This window comes from Polynucleobacter finlandensis (assembly GCF_018881755.1).
Lineage (GTDB): Bacteria > Pseudomonadota > Gammaproteobacteria > Burkholderiales > Burkholderiaceae > Polynucleobacter > Polynucleobacter finlandensis.
This window is the reverse complement of sequence record NZ_JACVPS010000004.1, coordinates 164,931-184,280: the sequence shown is the minus strand read 5'-3', so window position 1 is coordinate 184,280 and position 19,350 is coordinate 164,931. Positions and strand designations below refer to the sequence as shown.

The following is a 19,350-nucleotide window of genomic DNA, read 5'->3' as shown; positions in this document are numbered from 1 at the left end:
GTCGCACTTATTTGGCCCAACTGCATCAGGGGAGTTTTATATGCTCCGCAGCAAACTCAAGCGCTTGTAATGAGTAAGGCTCATTTACTTGCTTTTGTAGGGCTATTGGCAGAGGTGGAATGACTCCAAGAAGGGGTGCGCTGATGCGATCTTTGAGACTTTGGATGTTTTCTTGCAAAAGTGGCATTTCTTCTGAAAGCGTATTAGCAATCCAGCCTGCCACTTGAAGATTACGCATTTTCAAAGCTTCATACGTTAAGAGTGCGTGATTAATGCATCCCAAACGCATGCCCACCACCAGAATGACAGGCAAGCCAATTGCTTTTGCTGCATCCCCTAAATCTTCCTTTTGATTGAGGGGCACTAGAAATCCGCCTGCACCTTCCACAATCACTGCGTCAAATTTTTCAGAGATATTGTGAAAAGCTTTAGTGATGACTGCAATATTTAAGTCAATGCCTTGCGCTTGCGCTACAAGATGGGGGGCTGCAGGGGTGCTTAAGACGTAAGGACATAAATGCATGTCATCGTATTCAAAGCCTGAAGCAAGCCTCAATGTTTCTAGATCTTCATTTAATTCGCGCCCATCTGGACTTCTATAGGTTCCTGCTACAACTGGTTTAAAGCCAACCGTCTTTATTCCAACTTCTTTGAGCTTCAGAATGAAGGCAGCGCTGACTAAAGTTTTGCCAACCTCGGTATCGGTTCCCACAACAAAGAACCCGGAAGCTTGATTGTGAGTGCTCATGCCAATTTCCCCACTTGCACCTGCTGCTCAATCTTTTGTAAAGCCTGAATAAGATTCTTCAATTCTTCAATACTGTGATTTGCTGAAAAAGTAATGCGTAGACGGGCACTGCCTGCTGGAACTGTTGGTGGCCTAATTGCCGGAATCCAGTAACCCATTTCATTCAATAGTTTGGCTGCTGCCAAGGCGTTGGCATTGCTGCCAAGAATGACTGGCTGGATCGGTGTACACGAAGCCACTTTTTCCCAATCGGAAAAATGCATTTCATTTTGCCAATGAGTAATTAGTTGACTCAGTTGACGACGCCGAGCCTTGCCTTCTTCACTTTCAATGATGGCGAGGCTTTTCAGCAAAGCATGTGCAATGGCTGGTGGCGTAGCAGTACTGTAAATATAGGGGCGGCCTTTTTGAATCAGCCAGTCAATAAAAGGAGCTTGTGCACAAATGAATGCACCACTCACCCCAGCTGCTTTACCAAGGGTTCCGATATATATGATGCGCTCTGACCTAATATCAAATTGCTCCAGAATGCCATGTCCTAATTCACCAAGCACACCAAAACCATGGGCATCATCTACCAAGAGTAATGCATCGTATTGCTCTGCAATTTCTACTAGCGCTTTCACTGGAGTGATATCACCATCCATGCTAAAGACACCATCGGTGATGATGAGCTTGAGAGGCTTCGTATCTTTCTTGAGTGCCTCTGTGAGTGCCTCTAATTGCTGATGATCAAATAGTGTGACCGAGGCTTTAGATTGAATGCTTGCTAGGCGCACGCCGTCAATAATCGATGCGTGATTGAGATTGGCAGAGTAAATACTTGCTTCGCCTGGTTTTGCAAGTTTTATTAAGCCTGTAATGGCAGTCAGATTTGCAAGATAGCCAGTACTAAAAAATAGGGCGCCCGCATTGGGGATATGTTTGCTTTGAAAGGAGGCTAATTTTTTTTCTAGCAAATCATGCGCAATATTGTGTCCGCTGATCAGGTGTGATGCACCGCTACCCACGCCATATAAATTTGCACCTTCCGCTAGGGCCTGAATCAACTCTGGGTGATTGGCTAGGCCTAGGTAATCATTGCTACAAAAGGTGTGCAACTTGCGCTGATCAACTATGACTTCTGTATCACAGGGTGACTCGGTAACGCGAAGTCTGCGTTTTAGTAATTGCGCATCAAGCTCAGCAATCTGTTCATTGGCCATACTCAAAGCATGAAATGTATTTTTCATGCGAGCGCCTTATTTAATGCACGCTGTACTGCTTCGCCCATTTGCAGAGTTTCAGTCGAAGACAGAATATAAGGGGGCATGACATAGACAGTATTGCCAATAGGACGAATGAGTACGCCTTCATCTAAGCTTGCGGAGAACATTTCACGTGGGAAGGCATTTGGGTTTTTCATCGATTCATGTTTGATATCAAAGGCCAAAATCATCCCTTGCTGACGCCAGTGCTCAATGCGCGCATCTGTTTTAGCCCAAGCAAATGAGTTGGCAAGTTCTTGCGCCTGGATCAGATTCTTCTCGAGAATATTTTCTGTTTCAAATATCTCTAGGCAAGCTAGAGCTGCTGAACACGCTAGAGGATTTCCCGTGTAGGAATGTGAATGTAAGAAACCATTTTTTGTTTGATCACTATAGAAGGCGCGATACATTTTTTCTGTAGTGAGGCAGAGCGACAATGGAAGATAGCCACCGCTAATCCCTTTGGATAGCGTCAGAAAGTCTGGCCAGATACCAGCGTGCTCACAGGCAAAAAATTTACCGCTGCGTCCGCAGCCAACAGCAATCTCATCCGCGATGAGGTGAATATCAAAGCGATCGCAGAGCATTCTGACTTGCCGCAAATATTCTGGTGAGTACATTGCCATCTGTCCTGCACACTGAACTAGTGGTTCAACAATGATGGCAGCAATATTCTGATGTTCTTGCTCAAACAGTTTTTCAAGAGCATTGGCAGCTTGCTTGGCAACATCCTCAGCGCTTTCACCAGACTTCGCTTTGCGGGCATCTGGCGACGCAACGGTAAATACATCTTGCAGGAGTGAGCCATAGGCGTCTCGAAAAATAGCAACGTCTGTTACCGCTAGCGCACCAAGCGTTTCTCCGTGATAACCATTTTCTAAGCAAACAAACTTTTTCTTATTGGGCTTGTTATTGAGTTGCCAAAAGTGGTGACTCATCTTCAAGGCTATCTCCACTGCAGATGCGCCATCGGATGCGTAGAAGGCATGCCCCAAATTACCTTTTGTTAAAGCGGACAGCTTTTCAGAAAGTTGGACAACGGGTGGGTGGGTAAAGCCCGCTAGCATCACGTGCTCAATTTTTTCTAATTGATTGCAAATGGCCCGATTAATGCGTGGATTGGAGTGTCCAAATAAGTTGGTCCACCAGGAGCTAATGCAATCTAAGAAGGCGTTGTCGTTATCGTCGTAGAGCCAAGGCCCCTTGCCATGGGTAATGGCAATGAGCGGAAAAGACTCATGATGTTTCATCTGGGTGCAGGGATGCCAAACCGCCTCCAAGCTTCTTTCAACCCAGTGCTTTTGATTTACATCAGGAATAACCTTCTTTTTCATCATTGATATTTGACCACTAGTTTTTCCTAATCTAAGCTTCCATCTGTTATGTTTATGACTTGATTTGATCTATTTTCTGGAATTTACCCATGCTGGACGTACAAAGTACTGAAAAACCCCTTACCCATGTCAAATCAAAGGCAGATTTACATAGGGAGGTAAATGCTTCTGGCGCCTGGACTGTTGCCCAGATTGAGGCTTTATTTGACTTGCCATTCAATGATTTGATGTTAGAGGCTGCGCAGACGCATCGTACCAACTTCCCCGAAGGCGATGTGGAATTGGCAACCCTCTTATCCATTAAGACTGGCGGTTGTCCAGAAGATTGTGGGTATTGCCCTCAAGCTGCGCGTTATGACACAGACGTCAAGGCGAGCAAGTTGCTGGATTTGGAAGAAGTGCTGGAGGCTGCTAAAGCAGCTAAAGCTGCCGGCTCCAACCGTTTTTGCATGGGCGCTGCTTGGCGCGAGCCTAAAGACCGAGATATTGAAAAAGTGACTGCCATGATTAAGGGCGTAAAAGCCCTGGGCTTAGAGACCTGTGCCACTTTGGGTATGTTGGAGGCTGATCAGGCCGAGGCCCTTCAGGAAGCGGGGTTGGACTTCTATAACCATAACCTGGATACCAGTGAAGATTTTTATCGCTCGGTTATTTCAACGAGGGGTTATCAGGATCGCCTAGACACACTGTCTAATGTTCGCGCAGCAGGGATGTCGGTTTGCTGTGGCGGTATTGTGGGTATGGGGGAGTCGCGTGAACAGCGGGCAGCTTTCTTGGCTCAATTGGCAAATTTGAGCCCTTATCCAGAGTCAGTTCCGATCAATCATTTGGTGCCGGTTGCTGGTACCCCTATGGCGGATCAGAAGCCAATGGATCCGCTCGAATTTGTGAGAACGATTGCGATTGCGCGCATTACGATGCCTAAAGCTAGAGTGCGTTTATCTGCTGGTCGCCAAGAGCTTGGAAGAGCGGTTCAGGCCATGTGTTTTTTGGCTGGTGCCAACTCTATTTTCTATGGTGAGCAACTACTTACTACCGGTAATCCCGAGGCAGAACAAGACCGTGCACTATTGGCAGAGCTTGGATTAAAGACAAAGCAGAATTGCAAAGCTGAAGTTCTCATCTAAGCTTTTGCGCAGAAATGGCCCTGTTAGATCGCTTCATTATTGAGTTTGATACCGCCCTTCGGTCGGTCGTTGGTGGTGCCAATGCACACCGGCAAACCCCGGGTGCAGATGTGCACTCTGAAGTGGTTTTGGAGTCTTCCGAGCGAGAGCATGCTGCCGGCTTAATGCGGGTAAATCATGTGGGTGAAGTTTGCGCTCAAGCACTTTACCAATCACAAAAATTATTTGCTAGAAATCCAGAGATTCAGGAGATGTTGCATCATTCTGGGCAAGAAGAAATGGACCACTTAGCTTGGTGCGAAACACGCTTACATGAGCTCGGTTCTCATACGAGCTATCTCAATCCATTTTGGTATGCCGGATCCTTTGCAATTGGTATGATTGCTGGCTTAGCGGGCGATAAGTGGAGTTTAGGATTTGTTGCTGAAACAGAAAAGCAAGTAGAAAATCATCTCGAAAGTCACTCAGAAAAATTACCCCAAAATGATCATCGTTCGCGTGCAATTGTTGATCAAATGCGTCTAGATGAAATTGAGCATGGACAGGCTGCCGTGCAAGCGGGCGGAGCGTCTTTACCCAGACCCGTTCAGCAGATGATGAAGGCGATGTCTAAGATCATGACAACGAGTGCCTATAAAATCTGATTTTTGATGCGCTGTTGGGGTAATGCCAAAATTAATATACTGTTCTTTAATACAGTATATTGACCCATTATTGGGGCAAATAGCTAAGACCTATTCTTAAGTGTATTTTCCAAGCTCTTGTTTCAAGTAGTAATTTTTATATCACCATTTTCTTAACACACGACGCTAAGTGATTGTAATCACTAGAGAAATTCCTAAAAAAAGCCCTTAAAACACTTGACCCTCTTATATTGATCCTCTAAAGTGGGAGGAAGTGTGAAAAAGTGGGGTAATTGGTGTTTCAAGGTGCGTCAGCTCTCAATTTAGATGCAAAAGGCCGCATGTCTGTGCCGGCAAAGCATCGTGACGCCTTGTTGGTACAAGGCGAAGGCAGAGTCACGCTCACCAAACACCCCGATGGATGTCTTTTGCTATTTCCTCGGCCGGAGTGGGAAAGTTTCCGATCAAAAGTTGCGCAGTTGCCAATGGATGCCCATTGGTGGCGCCGAATTTTCCTTGGCAATGCTGCCGAGGTAGATTTGGACAGCGCAGGAAGAATCTTGGTTAGCCCAGAGCTGCGTGCCGCAGCGGGCATTGAAAAAGAAGTGATGCTGCTTGGCATGGGTAGTCACTTGGAGTTGTGGGATTCAGCAACATACTCCGCAAAAGAACAGGCTGCCATTGCGCAAGGCATGCCTGAAGCACTAAAGCAATTTAATTTTTGATGACAGGGTGCCATGAACATAACTCATCGCCCAGTGTTACTGGCCGAGGCGGTGACGGCGCTGATCAACAGTCCGCTCATTCAAGATTCAGATTCATCAAAAAACATTCTATTGATCGATGGGACCTTTGGCCGTGGCGGTCATACGCAAGCATTACTCAAAGAGTTGGGTCCGAATGCGCGCATGATTTCATTCGACAAGGATTTGGACGCGATCGCAGTGGGCAATGCAATCAAAGATCCACGCTTGACGATTGTGCACAACAGTTTTGCGCAGATGGATCAGTACGCGGAACCAGAATCAGTCGATGGCATTTTGCTGGACTTGGGTATCAGTTCTCCGCAGGTAGACGAAGCTCATCGGGGGTTTTCTTTTCGTCGCGAAGGTCCGCTCGACATGCGGATGGATACCGATCATGGTTTGACAGCTGCAGCATGGTTAGAACAAGCGCCTCAGGAGGAAATCACACGCGTGATTAAGACTTACGGGGAAGAGCGTTTTGCATTTCAGATCGCTAAAGCTATTGTGGCAAAACGCGAGGAAGGTTTGTCACCAAAAACCACTTTGCAATTGGCTAGCCTAGTTGCGACTGTGGTGCGCACGAGAGAGGCTGGGCAAGATCCAGCCACAAGAACTTTTCAAGCATTGCGGATTTTTATTAATCGCGAGCTTGAAGATTTGGAATTAGGCCTTAAAGCTGCATTGACATTACTAAAGCCTGGTGCTCGACTGGCAGTCATTAGCTTTCACTCTTTGGAAGATCGGATTGTGAAGCAATTTTTGCAGTCTCATGCAAAGGTAGAAGTTCCGCGTGGACTGCCTGTGCGTGAAAAAGACTTGCCACAAAGTGCTTTGGAAATTATTGGCCGCGTTAAACCTAGCAGTGAAGAGGTAAATGAGAATCCACGTGCTCGTTCAGCAATTATGCGTATCGCAGAAAAACGTTTGGGAGTACTTGCATGAATCGTGCAACCCTAACCTTATTATCCCTATTACTGATTTGCGCATTATCTTTAGTGGCAGCGCAGCAGCGCGCGCGTAAATTATTTGTGGCTTTAGAGCGCACACAAGTTGAAGAATACAAATTAAATCAAGATTGGTTGCGCTTGGAGTATGAGCAACGCAATCTTTCAAAGTCTGCACGCATCCGCGATGTAGCTCGTAATCAATTGCGCATGATACCAATCTCACCTGAGCGTACTTTGTACCTCAAGGAGGCTAAGTGAGGCCGGTAGGATTTTCTACTTCTCCAAATTTAGTGTTGCGTCTGCCAATGTGGCGGTCGCGCTTGATGTTATTCCTTTTGTTTTTTGTATTTACATTGCTCTTGATTCGGGCTTTCTGGATCCAAGGCCCAGGAAATGCATTTTATGAAGCAAAAGCGGTGCGTGGCACACAGCGGGAACTTGAGTTGCCGGCGAGTCGTGGAAAAATTTTAGATCGTAACGGCATGGTCATAGCTACTAGTCTTGAAGCAAAGTCGGTGATTGCATATAACGATACCGTTCCAGATGATTTATCTGCAGAAAAAGTTCAGAAGCTTGCGAGTCTTTTGCAGATGAGTGAGCATGATTTGCGTAAAAAACTAAAAGAAGAGCGTAAGCAGGTTTTCTTGAAACGTCAGGTTGATCCAGATGTTGCACAGCAGATTAAGAAATTAGAAATCCCAGGCATTGGCTTAAATAATGAGTACCGTCGCTTTTATCCAGAGGGTGAGGCAATGGCACACGTGGTAGGGTTTACCAACGTCGAAGATCGTGGCCAAGAGGGTATGGAGCTTTCGCGGGAAAAAGATTTAGCAGGACACCCTGGTCAGCGACGTGTAGTAGTAGATCGCTTGGGCCGAGTGGTTGAAGATGTCGCGATTGAACAGTTCCCACAAAACGGTAAGGATCTTCAACTCTCTATTGATAGCAAGATTCAGTATCTAGCTTACAACGCTGTGAAGGGTGCGGTTGAGCAGCATCATGCCAAAGCTGGCGGTGCAGTAGTCTTGGATACGCAAACAGGCGAAATTTTGGCCTTGGCAAATTACCCAAGTTACAACCCGAATGACCGTAGAAATTTGAGTGGCGAGCAGTTGCGCAATCGTGTTATGACAGACACGTTTGAGCCGGGGTCGACCATGAAGCCTTTCACGATCTCTATTGCACTAGAGAAGGGCGTAGTAGCACCAAATACTAATATGGTGATTGGTGCCAAGTATTTAGTTGGCCCTAAGCCTATTACTGACACCCACCCCTACGGAAACTTAACCGTTGCAGAGATTATTCAAAAGTCTAGCAATATTGGTACAGCCAAAATTGCCATGAATAATCTCTCTGCAGAAGAGATGTGGAATTTTTATACCTCCGTGGGTTTGGGACAGGCTCCTAAAATTGGATTTCCTGGCGCGGTGGCTGGCACGGTTCATCCATTCAAGAAGTGGATGCCCACAGATCAAGCTCGTATTGCTTTTGGTTATGGCATCTCCGCATCTTTATTTCAAGTTGCGCGTGCTTATACAATTTTTGCGCGTGACGGCGAGTTAGTGCCATTGACCATTGAGCGCAGTCCAGAATTCAAACCCGGCACAAAAGTGCTCTCAGCTAAAACGGCTACAGAAATGCGTGCCATGCTTGAGACTGTGACTGAGCCGGGCGGTACTGCAGTAAAAGCGCAGGCAGAGGGCTATCGCGTTGGCGGTAAAACAGGTACTGCACATAAGTTAGTTGGCAAAGGTTACGGGAATTCTTATCGCGCTTACTTTGCTGGCATTGCTCCCATTAGTGCGCCACGGATTGTAGTTGCGGTCATGATTGATGAGCCAACTGGTGGAAGCCATTATGGCGGCGATGTTGCGGCGCCTGTGTTCTCCACGATTGTGAGCGAGACTTTGCGTACGCTCAATGTGCTTCCAGATAGCAGTGTGAAGCAAGCAGTTTTAGATGGTGCTGGCCCTGCTGAGATTCATGCTGCTAGCGTATCAGTACAACCTGTGGTTTTAAAAAGATGAGTGTGGTGATGAATATAAAACCCGCTAACTTAATAAACCATTTGCATGGCTTGCTTGATCCATCAGCCAAAGTGACTGCTGATAGTCGCCAAGTTGAAGCTGGTGATATTTTCTTTGCCTACCCTGTTGGTCATGGCAAAGCTTTGCGTGACGGACGCGACTATATATCAGCTGCTTTAAAGAACGGCGCTCAAGCAGTGGTATTTGATCCAGCAGGCATGAGTGGTGAGTATCAGGATCATCCAAAATTCTTTGCTGTTGAGAACTTGGCAAAGCAAGCAGGGCGCTTATGCGCGCAGTGGTATGACTTTCCCAGCAAGCAATTGCAAGTGATCGGTGTGACTGGCACCAACGGAAAAACGACTGTTACTCAATGGCTTGCTCAGGCGCTAGATCAGCCCAATAGTCGCGCAGCTGTTTTGGGTACCTTAGGCTCAGGTTTTCCTGGAGCTCTCGTACAGACTGGCTATACCACCCCAGATGCACCGCGTTTGCAATCGCAGTTAAAGGCGTTTTTAGATGCAGGCGCTAAATACATTGCGATGGAGGTCTCATCGCATGCATTAGAGCAAGATCGAGTGGCAGGTCTAGAGTTCAATTGCGCCGTATTCACCAATCTCAGTCAAGATCATCTTGATTATCACGGCAGCATGGCCAATTACGCTGAGGCAAAAGCAAAACTATTCCAACAGGCTGGTGTTGAGCATGCAGTCGTTAATCTGGATGATGTGTTTGGTCGTGAATTAGCTGCTCAATTATTAGCGCAGAATCGCATCAAAGTATGGGCTTACGCCCTAAGCAAAGATCAGTTTGCTGGCTTTGAGAAGTTTGGCGATCGTCTGCATTGTATTTATGCAAAAGATACGGTGCTGACTGGTGCCGGCTACGCTTCTCTATTTGTACATCAGGGCATTGGAGAGCATGTTGTTAACGCTGCTGTATTAGGCGAATTTAATTTGAGCAATTGCTTGGCAGTGTGGGCAGTTCTGCTAACGCAGGGTATGACATGCGATCAGGCAAGTAAGCGCTTGGGATTATTGCGACCAGTAGCGGGTCGCATGGAATTGATTTCCTTAAATAAAACCCAAAAATCTGAAGGGCCAGTGGTTGTAGTGGATTACGCCCACACCCCTGATGCGCTAGCAAAAGCATTACTCGCTTTGCGTCCGATTGCCAGCGCGCGCGGTGGCAAGATTTGGTGTGTCTTTGGGTGTGGCGGAGATCGAGATGCTGGTAAACGCCCACAAATGGGAAAAGTTGCGCAGCAGCATGCAGACCATATTGTGCTGACTAGCGATAACCCAAGATCAGAAGAGTCAGAAGCGATTATTTCGATGATCCTTTCTGGTATGGATTCCGGTGCGCAGAATATTCAAACTGTTCCAGATAGAGCCGCTGCAATTATGGCTGCAGTGCGCCATGCTGATGCGGCTGATGTTGTATTGGTGGCTGGAAAAGGTCATGAGTCTACACAAGAAATCAAAGGTAAAAAGTTTGATTTCTCTGATCAAGAACATGTTCTTCTAGCGGCAGGAGGAATGGCTTGATGTTAGCAATGACCAATCTTGCCCAGATCCATGCAATGCTGCCAGGTAGCCAGTTGATTAATATTTCTGGTGCAGATGCCCAGCAATTGACTATCTCTAAGGTCGGCAGTGACAGCCGTCAGATTAGTGCTGGCGAATTATTTATCACCTTATCTGGCGAGCGCTTTGATGCCCATGATTTCTTATTAGATGTTGCTAAAGCGGGCGCAAGTGCTGCACTCATTAGCAAGCAGGAAAAATGTCCTGAGAACTTGGCTGCAGTGTGTGTGACTGATACTCGGGTTGGTCTAGCTGCTTTAGCCAAAGCTTGGCGCAAGCAGCACTCTATTCCTGTTGCCCTTGTGACGGGAAGCAATGGCAAAACGACAGTTAAAGAAATGATTGCCTCGATCTTTAAAGCGGCAGTAGGAGACGAGCGCACTTTGGTTACCAAAGGCAATCTGAACAATGATATTGGTCTGCCGCTCACTCTTTTGCGTATGCGTTCTAGTGATCGATTGGCAGTGATTGAGCTGGGCATGAATCACCCAGGAGAAACAGCGCAGTTGGCAGATATTGCTGCTGCGAATATTGCACTGATTAATAACGCGCAGCGTGAACATCAAGAATTTATGGCAACAGTGGCTGCAGTTGCAGAAGAGCATGCAGATGCTTTGCGTGCTCTACCTCAGGATGGTGTGGCGGTATTTCCGGCCGATTCTGAATTCTCTGAGCTTTGGCGTGAAGCGGCAGGGGGTCGCAAGATTATCGATTTTGTATTGAATCCTAATCAAGATCATCAAGCGGCTGGAGTTCGGGGTAGCTTGCTAGGTAATGGCCATGTAGAAATCAAAACGACACAAGGCGTGATTGAGGTTCAATTAAAAACCTTAGGCAACCACAATGTGCGCAATGCATTGGCGGCAAGTGCAGTGGCTGTAGCTGCTGGTGTAAGTTTAGAAAAGATAAAAGAGGGTCTCGAGTCTTTTGATCCGGTGAATGGGCGCATGCAGGCCAAAACCTTAGATGCTCATCACACCTTAATTGATGATAGCTACAACGCCAATCCAGATTCCGTAAGAGCTGCCATTGATGCTTTAAAACAATCTGGGAAAACATCGTGGCTGGTACTCGGAGATATGGGTGAAGTTGGCGATCAAGGTTCTGCCTTTCATCATGAAGTTGGTGCATATGCAGCAGAGCAAGGCATCTCTAAGTTCTTTTCTATTGGGGAGCAATGCAAGTTTGCACTTCAGGGATTTGAAGAGATGAAGCAAAAGTTGAAACTTTCCTCAGCAGCAGAACATTTCCCTGATGTGAATGTATTGAACACAAGATTAGTGAGCGATCTTCGTTTGCGGCAGTCTAGCGACAAGCATTTAAATATTTTGGTTAAAGGGTCGCGTTTTATGCGCATGGAGCGTGTAGTTCAAGCCTTGGTAGAGGAGGCAAAAGCATGCTCTTAATGTTGGCACAGTGGTTGCAAGAGGATTTCGGCTTTTTCAGGGTATTCAACTACATCACCTTTAGAGCAGTGATGGCAACCGTGACGGCTCTATTAATTGGGCTGGCTGCTGGACCTTGGGTCATTCGTAAATTAACGGCCTTAAAGATGGGGCAGGCGGTTCGCACTGATGGTCCGCAAACGCATTTAGTGAAATCAGGCACGCCAACCATGGGGGGCGTATTGATTCTGATTGGCATCTTTGTTTCTTGCATCCTCTGGGCAGATCTCAGTAATCGCTTTATTTGGATTGTGATGATTGTTACCTTTGGTTTTGGCTTGATCGGCTGGGTTGATGATTACCGCAAGGTTGCCTATAAAGACCCTAAGGGCATGGCGTCTAGAGAGAAATTTTTTTGGCAGACTTTAATTGGTTTGTTTGCCGCTATCTATTTAGCCTTCTCTGTTTCTGAGGTAAATAACCTCAAAGTGCTGCAATTATTTTTTGATTGGTTGAGAAGTGGTTTTGCTTTAAATCTTCCAGCCAAGTCAAATTTACTGATCCCATTCATAAAAGAAGTTAGTTACCCGCTGGGTGTTTTAGGCTTCATCATTTTGAGCTACTTGGTGATTGTGGGTAGTAGCAATGCCGTGAACTTGACTGATGGCCTTGATGGCTTAGTGATCATGCCTGTCATTTTGGTTGGTGCTGCTCTTGGTGCATTTGCTTATGTCATGGGTAACGCAATTTATGCGAAATATTTACTCTTCCCTTACATCCCTGGGGCTGGTGAGTTAATGATTTTCTGTGGAGCCATGGGCGGAGCTGGATTAGCTTTCCTTTGGTACAACACTCATCCTGCCCAAGTATTTATGGGGGATGTTGGTGCTCTTGCGCTGGGCGGCGCTTTAGGAACGATTGCAGTCATTGTGCGACAAGAGATTGTGTTGTTTGTGATGGGTGGCATTTTTGTCGCAGAGACTGTTTCGGTTATGTTGCAAGTTTTCTGGTTTAAGTACACCAAGAAACGTTACGGAGAGGGCCGTCGCATTTTCCGCATGGCGCCTCTGCATCACCATTTTGAGTTGGGTGGATGGAGAGAGACACAGGTTGTAGTGCGCTTCTGGATTATCACCATTTTATTGGTCTTAATAGGCTTGTCTAGTCTGAAATTACGGTGAGCCAAAGTATAAAAATGCAGAATTTAAATAACGCCTTCGCAAATCCAACTCTCATTACGGATGAGGCTTACCAAGCTCCTGAGCATTTTTTAATTCTGGGCCTTGGCGAATCAGGCTTTGCTATGGCTAAGTGGTGTCTTCGTCATGGGGTATCTGTAAAACTTGCGGACACTCGCGACACTAACGCATTGAGTGAGATTCAAAATGCTTGGTTGAGTGAATTAGAGTTTGCTGGGCTAAAGAGCTCACACTTTGGACCACTAGACGACGATCTATTAAAAGATGTAGAGGTGATTGGCATTAGTCCAGGCCTATCACCGCTGCAAGAGCCGGCGCAATCATTATTAGCTAAAGCACAAGAATCCCAGATCGATATCTGGAGTGAGATCGAGTTTTTTGCGAGAGCCATTGCTGCGATGGAGCGCATGTCTCAAGCTGATGAGGTTCAATATAAGCCGAGTATTTTGGCGGTTACTGGTACGAATGGTAAGACCACCACCACAGCCTTAACAGGTCAACTGTGTGAGCGTGCAGGTAAGAAAGTCGCGGTTGCGGGCAACATCAGTCCAGCCGCATTAGACAAATTGGTTTCTTGCTTAGAGCAAGCAGACCAGATTTCAGATATGCCAGACATATGGGTGCTAGAGCTCTCAAGCTTCCAGTTGGTTTATACCCACACCTTAAACGCTACAGCGGCAACAGTACTGAACATTACTCAAGATCATTTGGATTGGCATGGTGATATGCAGGCTTATGCGGGCGCAAAAGCCAAAATTTTTGGCGTTGACACTACTTGCATACTGAACCGCGACGATTCTTTAGTCATGGGCTTGATGAATCAAGAGCAGAGGCTCGAGAAAACGGTCATTACATTTGGTACTGGTCGTCCCGACGAGCAGGGCGCATTTGGGATCGAGCATGATTTGCGCGCCGGCGGTATTGATTGGTTGGTATGGGCAGAGGTAGATGAAGATCTTGAGCCAAAGCCAAAACGTCGTCGTAAAGCTGCGGCAGTGACAGAGCCTGAAGAATTAAGACTGAAGCGTTTGATTCCTGCGGATGCATTACGCATTCGGGGTCGTCACAATGCTTTGAATGCGCTGGCAGCACTGGCACTAGCGAGGTCCGCTGGATTACCTATGAATGTGCTCTTGCATGGTTTGCGTGATTATCACGGGGAGCCACATCGGGTACAAAGCGTTGCAATCGTTGCAGATGTTGAGTATGTCGATGACAGCAAAGGCACTAATGTGGGAGCAACAGTCGCCGCCTTAAATGGTCTTGGTAACAGCGAATTTGGTAAGCGTATTTGGTTGATTGCTGGCGGGGAGGGCAAAGGACAAGATTTCAGTCCTTTACGTGAGCCCGCATTACGTTATGTAAAAGGCGCATTTTTAATTGGCAAAGATGCACAGCTTATTTCTGATGCCTTAGGGTCAGATATTCAGTGTGTCGCCAGCGGAACATTAGCAAATGCAGTTCAAGAGGCTGCTAAGCAGGCGCGGTCTGGAGATATTGTGCTGTTGTCACCCGCTTGCGCAAGCTTCGATCAGTTTAGTAATTACGTTGCGCGTGCTGAAGCATTTGTTTCCGAAGTTCAGGAATTAGAAATGCAATTTGATGGAGCTCAGGTATGAGCTTAAGAGAAAAACTATTTCCAGAAAATCGATTGGGCTTCAATCGCTTCTGGAATTTCTCTAGAGGTGGCATTGATAATTTCCGCAGCGGTCTTCGTGATGCAGTCTCCGGGGTTGAGCAAACACGTTCACGCATGATGGAATATGACCAACTCTTGGTTTGGGCAGTTTTATCTTTAGCCTTGATTGGTTTGGTGATGGTGTACTCCGCTTCAATCACTTTAGCCGACGGCCCTAAGTACGCTAATTACAGTAGCAATCACTTTTTAATACGCCATGTCATTTCTTTGGGAATTGCCATTGGCGTTGGCTTCTGGGCCTTCAAGATCCCTACCAAGGTCTGGGATCGTTATTCGCCGATTATTTTTGGTTTCACCGTATTGCTTTTAATTGCCGTTTTAATTCCAGGCCTTGGAAAAGGCGTGAATGGCGCAAAACGTTGGATTCCTCTTGGCTTGATGAATTTTCAGCCATCCGAGTTAATGAAATTTGCAGCCGTGATTTTTGCTGCCACCTATACCGTGCAGCGTCAGGAATATCTGCATTCGTTCGTGAAGGGGATGTTGCCAATGGGTGTGGCAGTTGCACTGGTTGGCGGACTCTTGATGTTAGAGCCTGATATGGGTGCGTTTGTAGTGGTCGCTTTAATTGCATTTGGAATTCTATTTTTGGGCGGCATCAATGCCAAGTTATTTGGTGGATTGATTGCAGTGGGCATATTGAGCGCTTCCACCATCATTGCGCTTTCCCCATTCCGTCGCGGAAGAATTATGGCGTTTATGGATCCGTGGCAAGTCGACAATGCTGCAAATAAAGGCTATCAATTGACGCATTCACTCATGGCTTTTGGTCGCGGCGAATGGTTCGGCACTGGCCTAGGTGGTAGCGTTGAGAAATTACATTACTTACCTGAAGCGCATACCGACTTTATTTTGGCGGTGATCGGCGAAGAGCTAGGTTTCTTCGGTGTAGTGGTGATGCTCTTCTTATTCTATTGGGTTGTACGCCGCGCATTCATGATTGGCCGTACTGCTTTGCAGTTAGACCGAAGTTTTGCAGGCTTGGCAGCAAAAGGTGTTGCCATCTGGATTGGCTGGCAGTCCTTCATCAATATGGGCGTGAACTTAGGCTTATTGCCTACCAAGGGTTTAACGCTGCCTTTGGTAAGTTACGGTGGCTCAGGCATTCTGATGAATGCTATTGCGATAGCAATGTTATTGCGCATTGATTATGAGAATCGTATTTTGATGCGCGGAGGGAAGTTATGACGCAACCTTCCATTCTGGTGATGGCTGGTGGTACTGGTGGGCACATCTTCCCAGGTCTTGCTGTTGCAGAGTATTTACGTATTTGTGGCTGGAAGGTTTCTTGGCTGGGTAATAAAAATGGCATGGAATATCGTTTAGTGAAAGCATGCGACTTCCCATTTGAGGCGGTGGAATTCGGCGGCTTGCGCGGTAAGGGCATTAAAGCCAAACTGATGCTGCCATTTAACTTATTGCGTGCCGGTATTCAGAGTTGGCACATCATGCGCCGCATTAAACCAAGCGTGGTTTTAGGTATGGGTGGATACATCACCTTTCCTGGCGGCTTGGTTACCAAAATATTGAAGCGCCCCCTAGTCTTGCATGAATCAAATTCAGTTGCTGGGAGCGCCAATCGCGCATTGGCAAAGATTGCCATGCGTACCTTGACGGGTTTCCCGAATACGATGTCCCATGCTGAGTGGGTTGGTAATCCTATTCGTGAAGAGTTCGATCGTATGACTACACCCGCTCAGAGGTATGAAGAACGGCAAGGCAATTTATCGATTCTGGTGGTGGGCGGAAGTTTAGGAGCTGCCGCCTTAAATGAAAATGTCCCCGCTGCTCTGGCATTGATTCCGAAAGAGTCTCGTCCAAGCGTGATTCACCAGGCCGGTGATAAGCATTTAGCAGATCTTCAAAAGCGGTATGCAGATTTAGGTGTGCAAGCCGATATCCGTCCATTCATTAACGATATGCCTAACGCCTATGCGCAGGCGGACTTAGTGATTTGTCGTTCTGGAGCAATGACCGTTTCTGAGTTGGCGGCATGTGGCGTTGCCGCTTGCTTAATTCCATTTCCGCATGCGATTGATGATCATCAAACTGCAAATGCAAGATTTTTATCAGATGCGAATGCAGCCGTGTTGTTACCACAGCAAGATCTCAACGCACAAGACTTGGCACTAATGATTCAGAACTTTAGTCGTGAAGATTTAAAAGCGATGGCTGAGCGTGCGCATGCGCTAGCTAAGCCAAATGCAACTCAGCGTGTAGCTGAGGTATGTGCAGATTGTGCGGGGGTCGGTCAATGAAACATATTGTTCAGCAAATTCATTTTGTAGGTATTGGTGGTGCTGGTATGAGTGGCATTGCTGAGGTCTTACTCAATCTAGGCTACCAAGTCTCTGGTTCTGATTTGGCTGAAGGTGTAGCTACCAAGCGTTTAAAAGAATTGGGCGCAATAATTCATATTGGGCATGATCCAAAAAATATTGGCACTGCTGAAGCGGTAGTCATTTCCACGGCTGTAGCCGGAAACAATCCCGAGGTCTTGGCGGCTCGTGCGGCAAAAATTCCGGTGATTCAGCGTGCAGTGATGCTTGGTGAGTTAATGCGTTTGAAGCAGGGTATTGCAATTGCTGGTACACATGGCAAAACCACCACCACTAGCTTGGTTGCATCTGTATTAGCTGAGGGCGGTTTAGATCCAACCTTTGTGATTGGTGGAAAACTCAATTCAGCTGGTGCGAATGCACGCCTGGGGCAAGGCGATTTCATTGTGGTTGAGGCTGATGAATCTGATGCCTCTTTCTTGCAATTATTCCCGGCGATGGAAGTTGTCACCAATATTGATGCTGATCATATGGACACTTATCAGCATGATATGGCCCGCTTGAAGCAGGCCTTTGTGCAGTTTATTCAGCGCATGCCATTTTATGGTGTGGCAGTGTTATGTGTTGATGATGCCAATGTACGCGACATCATGCCGTTTGTATCTCAGCCAGTTTTACGCTATGGCACATCTGAAGATGCGGATATTCGGGCAAGCAATGTGAAGGCAGTTGGAACACGCATGCACTTCACGGTAGAGCGCCGCACTGTGCGTAGACATGGAAGCGTCCCAGGACGACTCCAAATTGAATTGAATTTGCCAGGCTTGCATAACGTGCGCAATGCGCTAGCGGCCATTGGTATCGCCACGGAATTGGGTGTAAGTGATCAAGCAATTATTAAGGCCTTATCTGAGTTTGATGGTGTAGGCCGTCGCTTCCAGCGCTATGGTGATATTCCGCTGGCTGCAGGTGGTAGCTATACCTTGATTGATGATTATGGGCACCATCCAGTGGAGATGGCTGCTACTTTGGCTGCTGCTCGTGGGGCATATCCTGACCGTCGTCTCGTGTTGGCGTTTCAACCACATCGATTTACTAGAACAAGAGATTGCTTCGGTGAATTTGTTCAGGTTTTGAAAAACTTTGATGCTTTAGTGCTGACTGAAGTTTATCCAGCAGGCGAGGCAAAGATTCCGGGCGCCGATGGTAAGAGTTTGCTTAAAGCAGCAATTGCTGAAGATAAAAACATCAAAGCCATGCTTAAATCTTCTGATGCTGCTTTTGCAGCCAGCGTTGCTGAGATGCCTGAAAAACTCAGCGTCATCCTGAGAGATGGTGATGTTCTCATTACCATGGGCGCGGGCTCTATTTCGGCTCTACCCCACACCCTAGCCGAGGTAAAGAATGCCTAAGCTAATCACTTCGTGGGGTGATCGCGTGAAGACAGATCTAGCTAAGCTAGATATTCAAGCACTCGGTCGAGTGGGTGTTTTAATGGGCGGCCGCTCTGGCGAGCGTGAGATTTCCTTGATGTCGGGTAGTGGTGTATTGGAAGCCTTACTTAACAAAGGAGTCGACGCGCACGCGTTTGACCCAGGCCTGCGTTGCCCAACTGAATTAGCTAAAGAAAAATTTGATCGGGTCTTTATTTCTTTGCATGGTCGTTACGGTGAAGATGGCACGATTCAAGGTTTATTGGAATTATTGAACCTACCTTATACCGGCAGTGGCGTATTAGCCTCTGCTTTGTCGATAGACAAAATTGCAACCAAGCAAATTTGGTTAAGCAATGGCTTGACTACCCCCGATTTTGAAGAGCTGACTGCCAATAGCGATTGGAATGCAGTAGCGAAGCATTTAGGCTTGCCACTCATCGTGAAACCTGCGAATGAAGGGTCTTCGCTTGGCTTAACCAAGGTGAAATCAGTAGATGAATTACCTGCTGCTTATCAACTAGCGGCCGGACTAGATAAAAAGGTGATTGCTGAGACTTGCATTATTGGCGATGAGTTGACTTGCCCCTTAGTTGGCGATGGTGTAAATGCTGAAGCATTGCCAGTCATCAAAATCATTCCACCTCAAGCAAATTACGATTTTCATAACAAGTACTTCTCCGATGAGACGCAGTATTTATGTCCAACTGGCTTGGCTGATGAAGTCAATACAGCCGTTCAGAAATTGGCCTTAGCAGCTTATCGTGCACTGGGTTGCAGTACGTGGGGTCGCGCTGATGTGATGTTGGATGAGAAGACAGGTAAGCCCTATCTCCTTGAAATGAACACTTCTCCAGGCATGACGTCACATTCATTGGTGCCAATGGCGGCAAAGGCTGCTGGTATTGAGTATGCAGATTTAGTGCTCTGGCTACTAAGTCAAACGCTTGTAAAAAAGGTGGGCGCATAG

At 46.8% G+C, this 19,350-nt stretch carries 17 protein-coding genes; 14 read left to right on the top strand and 3 right to left on the bottom strand.

Annotation, left to right across the window (positions count from 1 at the left end; genetic code table 11):
- Positions 1-25 precede the first annotated feature (25 nt).
- The 3 genes from bioD to bioA are packed head-to-tail and all read right to left on the bottom strand — an operon-like array spanning position 26 to position 3,329.
- On the bottom strand, positions 26-748 hold the full coding sequence (gene bioD / locus ICN49_RS04305) for a dethiobiotin synthase (RefSeq protein WP_216166129.1): 723 nt from the start codon (positions 746-748) through the stop codon (positions 26-28).
- A complete protein-coding gene (locus ICN49_RS04300; protein ID WP_216166127.1) occupies positions 745-1,980 on the bottom strand; it encodes an aminotransferase class I/II-fold pyridoxal phosphate-dependent enzyme in 1,236 nt (411 codons plus the stop codon). Before ICN49_RS04300 ends, bioD begins: the two co-directional genes overlap by 4 nt.
- Positions 1,977-3,329 carry an adenosylmethionine--8-amino-7-oxononanoate transaminase gene (gene bioA, locus ICN49_RS04295; RefSeq protein ID WP_216166206.1) on the bottom strand — a complete coding sequence of 451 codons (1,353 nt, stop codon included), beginning with the start codon at positions 3,327-3,329 and terminating at the stop codon, positions 1,977-1,979. Before bioA ends, ICN49_RS04300 begins: the two co-directional genes overlap by 4 nt.
- A gap of 89 nt (positions 3,330-3,418) precedes the next feature.
- On the opposite strand from bioA, the gene bioB reads away from it, so the two are divergent.
- From bioB to ICN49_RS04225, 14 genes are all read left to right on the top strand, one after another.
- Positions 3,419-4,456: a biotin synthase BioB gene (gene bioB, locus ICN49_RS04290; RefSeq protein ID WP_216166125.1), complete on the top strand. Its 1,038-nt coding sequence runs from the start codon at positions 3,419-3,421 to the stop codon at positions 4,454-4,456.
- Between the two features lie 14 nt (positions 4,457-4,470).
- The gene (coq7, locus tag ICN49_RS04285; protein WP_216166123.1) at positions 4,471-5,100 is read left to right on the top strand and encodes a 2-polyprenyl-3-methyl-6-methoxy-1,4-benzoquinone monooxygenase; all 630 of its coding nucleotides are present in this window, start codon (positions 4,471-4,473) and stop codon (positions 5,098-5,100) included.
- Between the two features lie 275 nt (positions 5,101-5,375).
- Positions 5,376-5,804: a division/cell wall cluster transcriptional repressor MraZ gene (gene mraZ, locus ICN49_RS04280; RefSeq protein ID WP_216166121.1), complete on the top strand. Its 429-nt coding sequence runs from the start codon at positions 5,376-5,378 to the stop codon at positions 5,802-5,804.
- Between the two features lie 12 nt (positions 5,805-5,816).
- Entirely contained in the window at positions 5,817-6,767 is a 951-nt protein-coding gene (rsmH, locus tag ICN49_RS04275) for a 16S rRNA (cytosine(1402)-N(4))-methyltransferase RsmH (RefSeq protein ID WP_216166119.1), read from the top strand.
- Positions 6,764-7,030 carry a cell division protein FtsL gene (gene ftsL / locus ICN49_RS04270; RefSeq protein WP_216166117.1) on the top strand — a complete coding sequence of 89 codons (267 nt, stop codon included), beginning with the start codon at positions 6,764-6,766 and terminating at the stop codon, positions 7,028-7,030. The genes rsmH and ftsL overlap by 4 nt, the downstream gene beginning before the upstream one ends.
- 47 nt (positions 7,031-7,077) lie before the next feature.
- Positions 7,078-8,799, top strand: coding sequence for a peptidoglycan D,D-transpeptidase FtsI family protein (locus ICN49_RS04265; protein ID WP_216861127.1), 1,722 nt, complete (start codon positions 7,078-7,080; stop codon positions 8,797-8,799).
- An 8-nt stretch (positions 8,800-8,807) separates the two neighbouring features.
- Entirely contained in the window at positions 8,808-10,346 is a 1,539-nt protein-coding gene (locus tag ICN49_RS04260; protein ID WP_255535393.1) for a UDP-N-acetylmuramoyl-L-alanyl-D-glutamate--2,6-diaminopimelate ligase, read from the top strand.
- Between the two features lie 8 nt (positions 10,347-10,354).
- Complete coding sequence (locus ICN49_RS04255) at positions 10,355-11,791, top strand: UDP-N-acetylmuramoyl-tripeptide--D-alanyl-D-alanine ligase (RefSeq protein ID WP_439650846.1); 1,437 nt, start codon at positions 10,355-10,357, stop codon at positions 11,789-11,791.
- The gene (gene mraY / locus ICN49_RS04250) at positions 11,782-12,951 is read left to right on the top strand and encodes a phospho-N-acetylmuramoyl-pentapeptide-transferase (protein WP_216166110.1); all 1,170 of its coding nucleotides are present in this window, start codon (positions 11,782-11,784) and stop codon (positions 12,949-12,951) included. Before ICN49_RS04255 ends, mraY begins: the two co-directional genes overlap by 10 nt.
- A 14-nt stretch (positions 12,952-12,965) precedes the next feature.
- Positions 12,966-14,588, top strand: a complete 1,623-nt coding sequence (gene murD, locus ICN49_RS04245) for a UDP-N-acetylmuramoyl-L-alanine--D-glutamate ligase (RefSeq protein ID WP_216166109.1) — start codon at positions 12,966-12,968, stop codon at positions 14,586-14,588.
- On the top strand, positions 14,585-15,856 hold the full coding sequence (gene ftsW / locus ICN49_RS04240; RefSeq protein ID WP_216166108.1) for a putative lipid II flippase FtsW: 1,272 nt from the start codon (positions 14,585-14,587) through the stop codon (positions 15,854-15,856). Before murD ends, ftsW begins: the two co-directional genes overlap by 4 nt.
- A complete protein-coding gene (murG, locus tag ICN49_RS04235; RefSeq protein WP_216166107.1) occupies positions 15,853-16,926 on the top strand; it encodes an undecaprenyldiphospho-muramoylpentapeptide beta-N-acetylglucosaminyltransferase in 1,074 nt (357 codons plus the stop codon). The genes ftsW and murG overlap by 4 nt, the downstream gene beginning before the upstream one ends.
- A complete protein-coding gene (murC, locus tag ICN49_RS04230) occupies positions 16,923-18,359 on the top strand; it encodes a UDP-N-acetylmuramate--L-alanine ligase (protein ID WP_216166106.1) in 1,437 nt (478 codons plus the stop codon). Before murG ends, murC begins: the two co-directional genes overlap by 4 nt.
- The gene (locus tag ICN49_RS04225; RefSeq protein WP_216166105.1) at positions 18,352-19,350 is read left to right on the top strand and encodes a D-alanine--D-alanine ligase; all 999 of its coding nucleotides are present in this window, start codon (positions 18,352-18,354) and stop codon (positions 19,348-19,350) included. Before murC ends, ICN49_RS04225 begins: the two co-directional genes overlap by 8 nt.

Excerpts from the sequence above, each read along its gene's own strand:
- bioD (WP_216166129.1), bottom strand. The coding sequence starts at position 748 with ATGAGCACTCACAATCAAGCTTCCGGGTTCTTTGTTGTGGGAACCGAT.
- ICN49_RS04300 (WP_216166127.1), bottom strand. The coding sequence starts at position 1,980 with ATGAAAAATACATTTCATGCTTTGAGTATGGCCAATGAACAGATTGCT.
- bioA (WP_216166206.1), bottom strand. The coding sequence starts at position 3,329 with ATGAAAAAGAAGGTTATTCCTGATGTAAATCAAAAGCACTGGGTTGAA.
- bioB (WP_216166125.1), top strand. The coding sequence starts at position 3,419 with ATGCTGGACGTACAAAGTACTGAAAAACCCCTTACCCATGTCAAATCA.
- coq7 (WP_216166123.1), top strand. The coding sequence starts at position 4,471 with ATGGCCCTGTTAGATCGCTTCATTATTGAGTTTGATACCGCCCTTCGG.
- rsmH (WP_216166119.1), top strand. The coding sequence starts at position 5,817 with ATGAACATAACTCATCGCCCAGTGTTACTGGCCGAGGCGGTGACGGCG.
- ftsL (WP_216166117.1), top strand. The coding sequence starts at position 6,764 with ATGAATCGTGCAACCCTAACCTTATTATCCCTATTACTGATTTGCGCA.
- ICN49_RS04265 (WP_216861127.1), top strand. The coding sequence starts at position 7,078 with ATGTGGCGGTCGCGCTTGATGTTATTCCTTTTGTTTTTTGTATTTACA.
- ICN49_RS04260 (WP_255535393.1), top strand. The coding sequence starts at position 8,808 with ATGAATATAAAACCCGCTAACTTAATAAACCATTTGCATGGCTTGCTT.
- ICN49_RS04255 (WP_439650846.1), top strand. The coding sequence starts at position 10,355 with ATGACCAATCTTGCCCAGATCCATGCAATGCTGCCAGGTAGCCAGTTG.
- mraY (WP_216166110.1), top strand. The coding sequence starts at position 11,782 with ATGCTCTTAATGTTGGCACAGTGGTTGCAAGAGGATTTCGGCTTTTTC.
- murD (WP_216166109.1), top strand. The coding sequence starts at position 12,966 with ATGCAGAATTTAAATAACGCCTTCGCAAATCCAACTCTCATTACGGAT.
- ftsW (WP_216166108.1), top strand. The coding sequence starts at position 14,585 with ATGAGCTTAAGAGAAAAACTATTTCCAGAAAATCGATTGGGCTTCAAT.
- murG (WP_216166107.1), top strand. The coding sequence starts at position 15,853 with ATGACGCAACCTTCCATTCTGGTGATGGCTGGTGGTACTGGTGGGCAC.
- murC (WP_216166106.1), top strand. The coding sequence starts at position 16,923 with ATGAAACATATTGTTCAGCAAATTCATTTTGTAGGTATTGGTGGTGCT.
- ICN49_RS04225 (WP_216166105.1), top strand. The coding sequence starts at position 18,352 with ATGCCTAAGCTAATCACTTCGTGGGGTGATCGCGTGAAGACAGATCTA.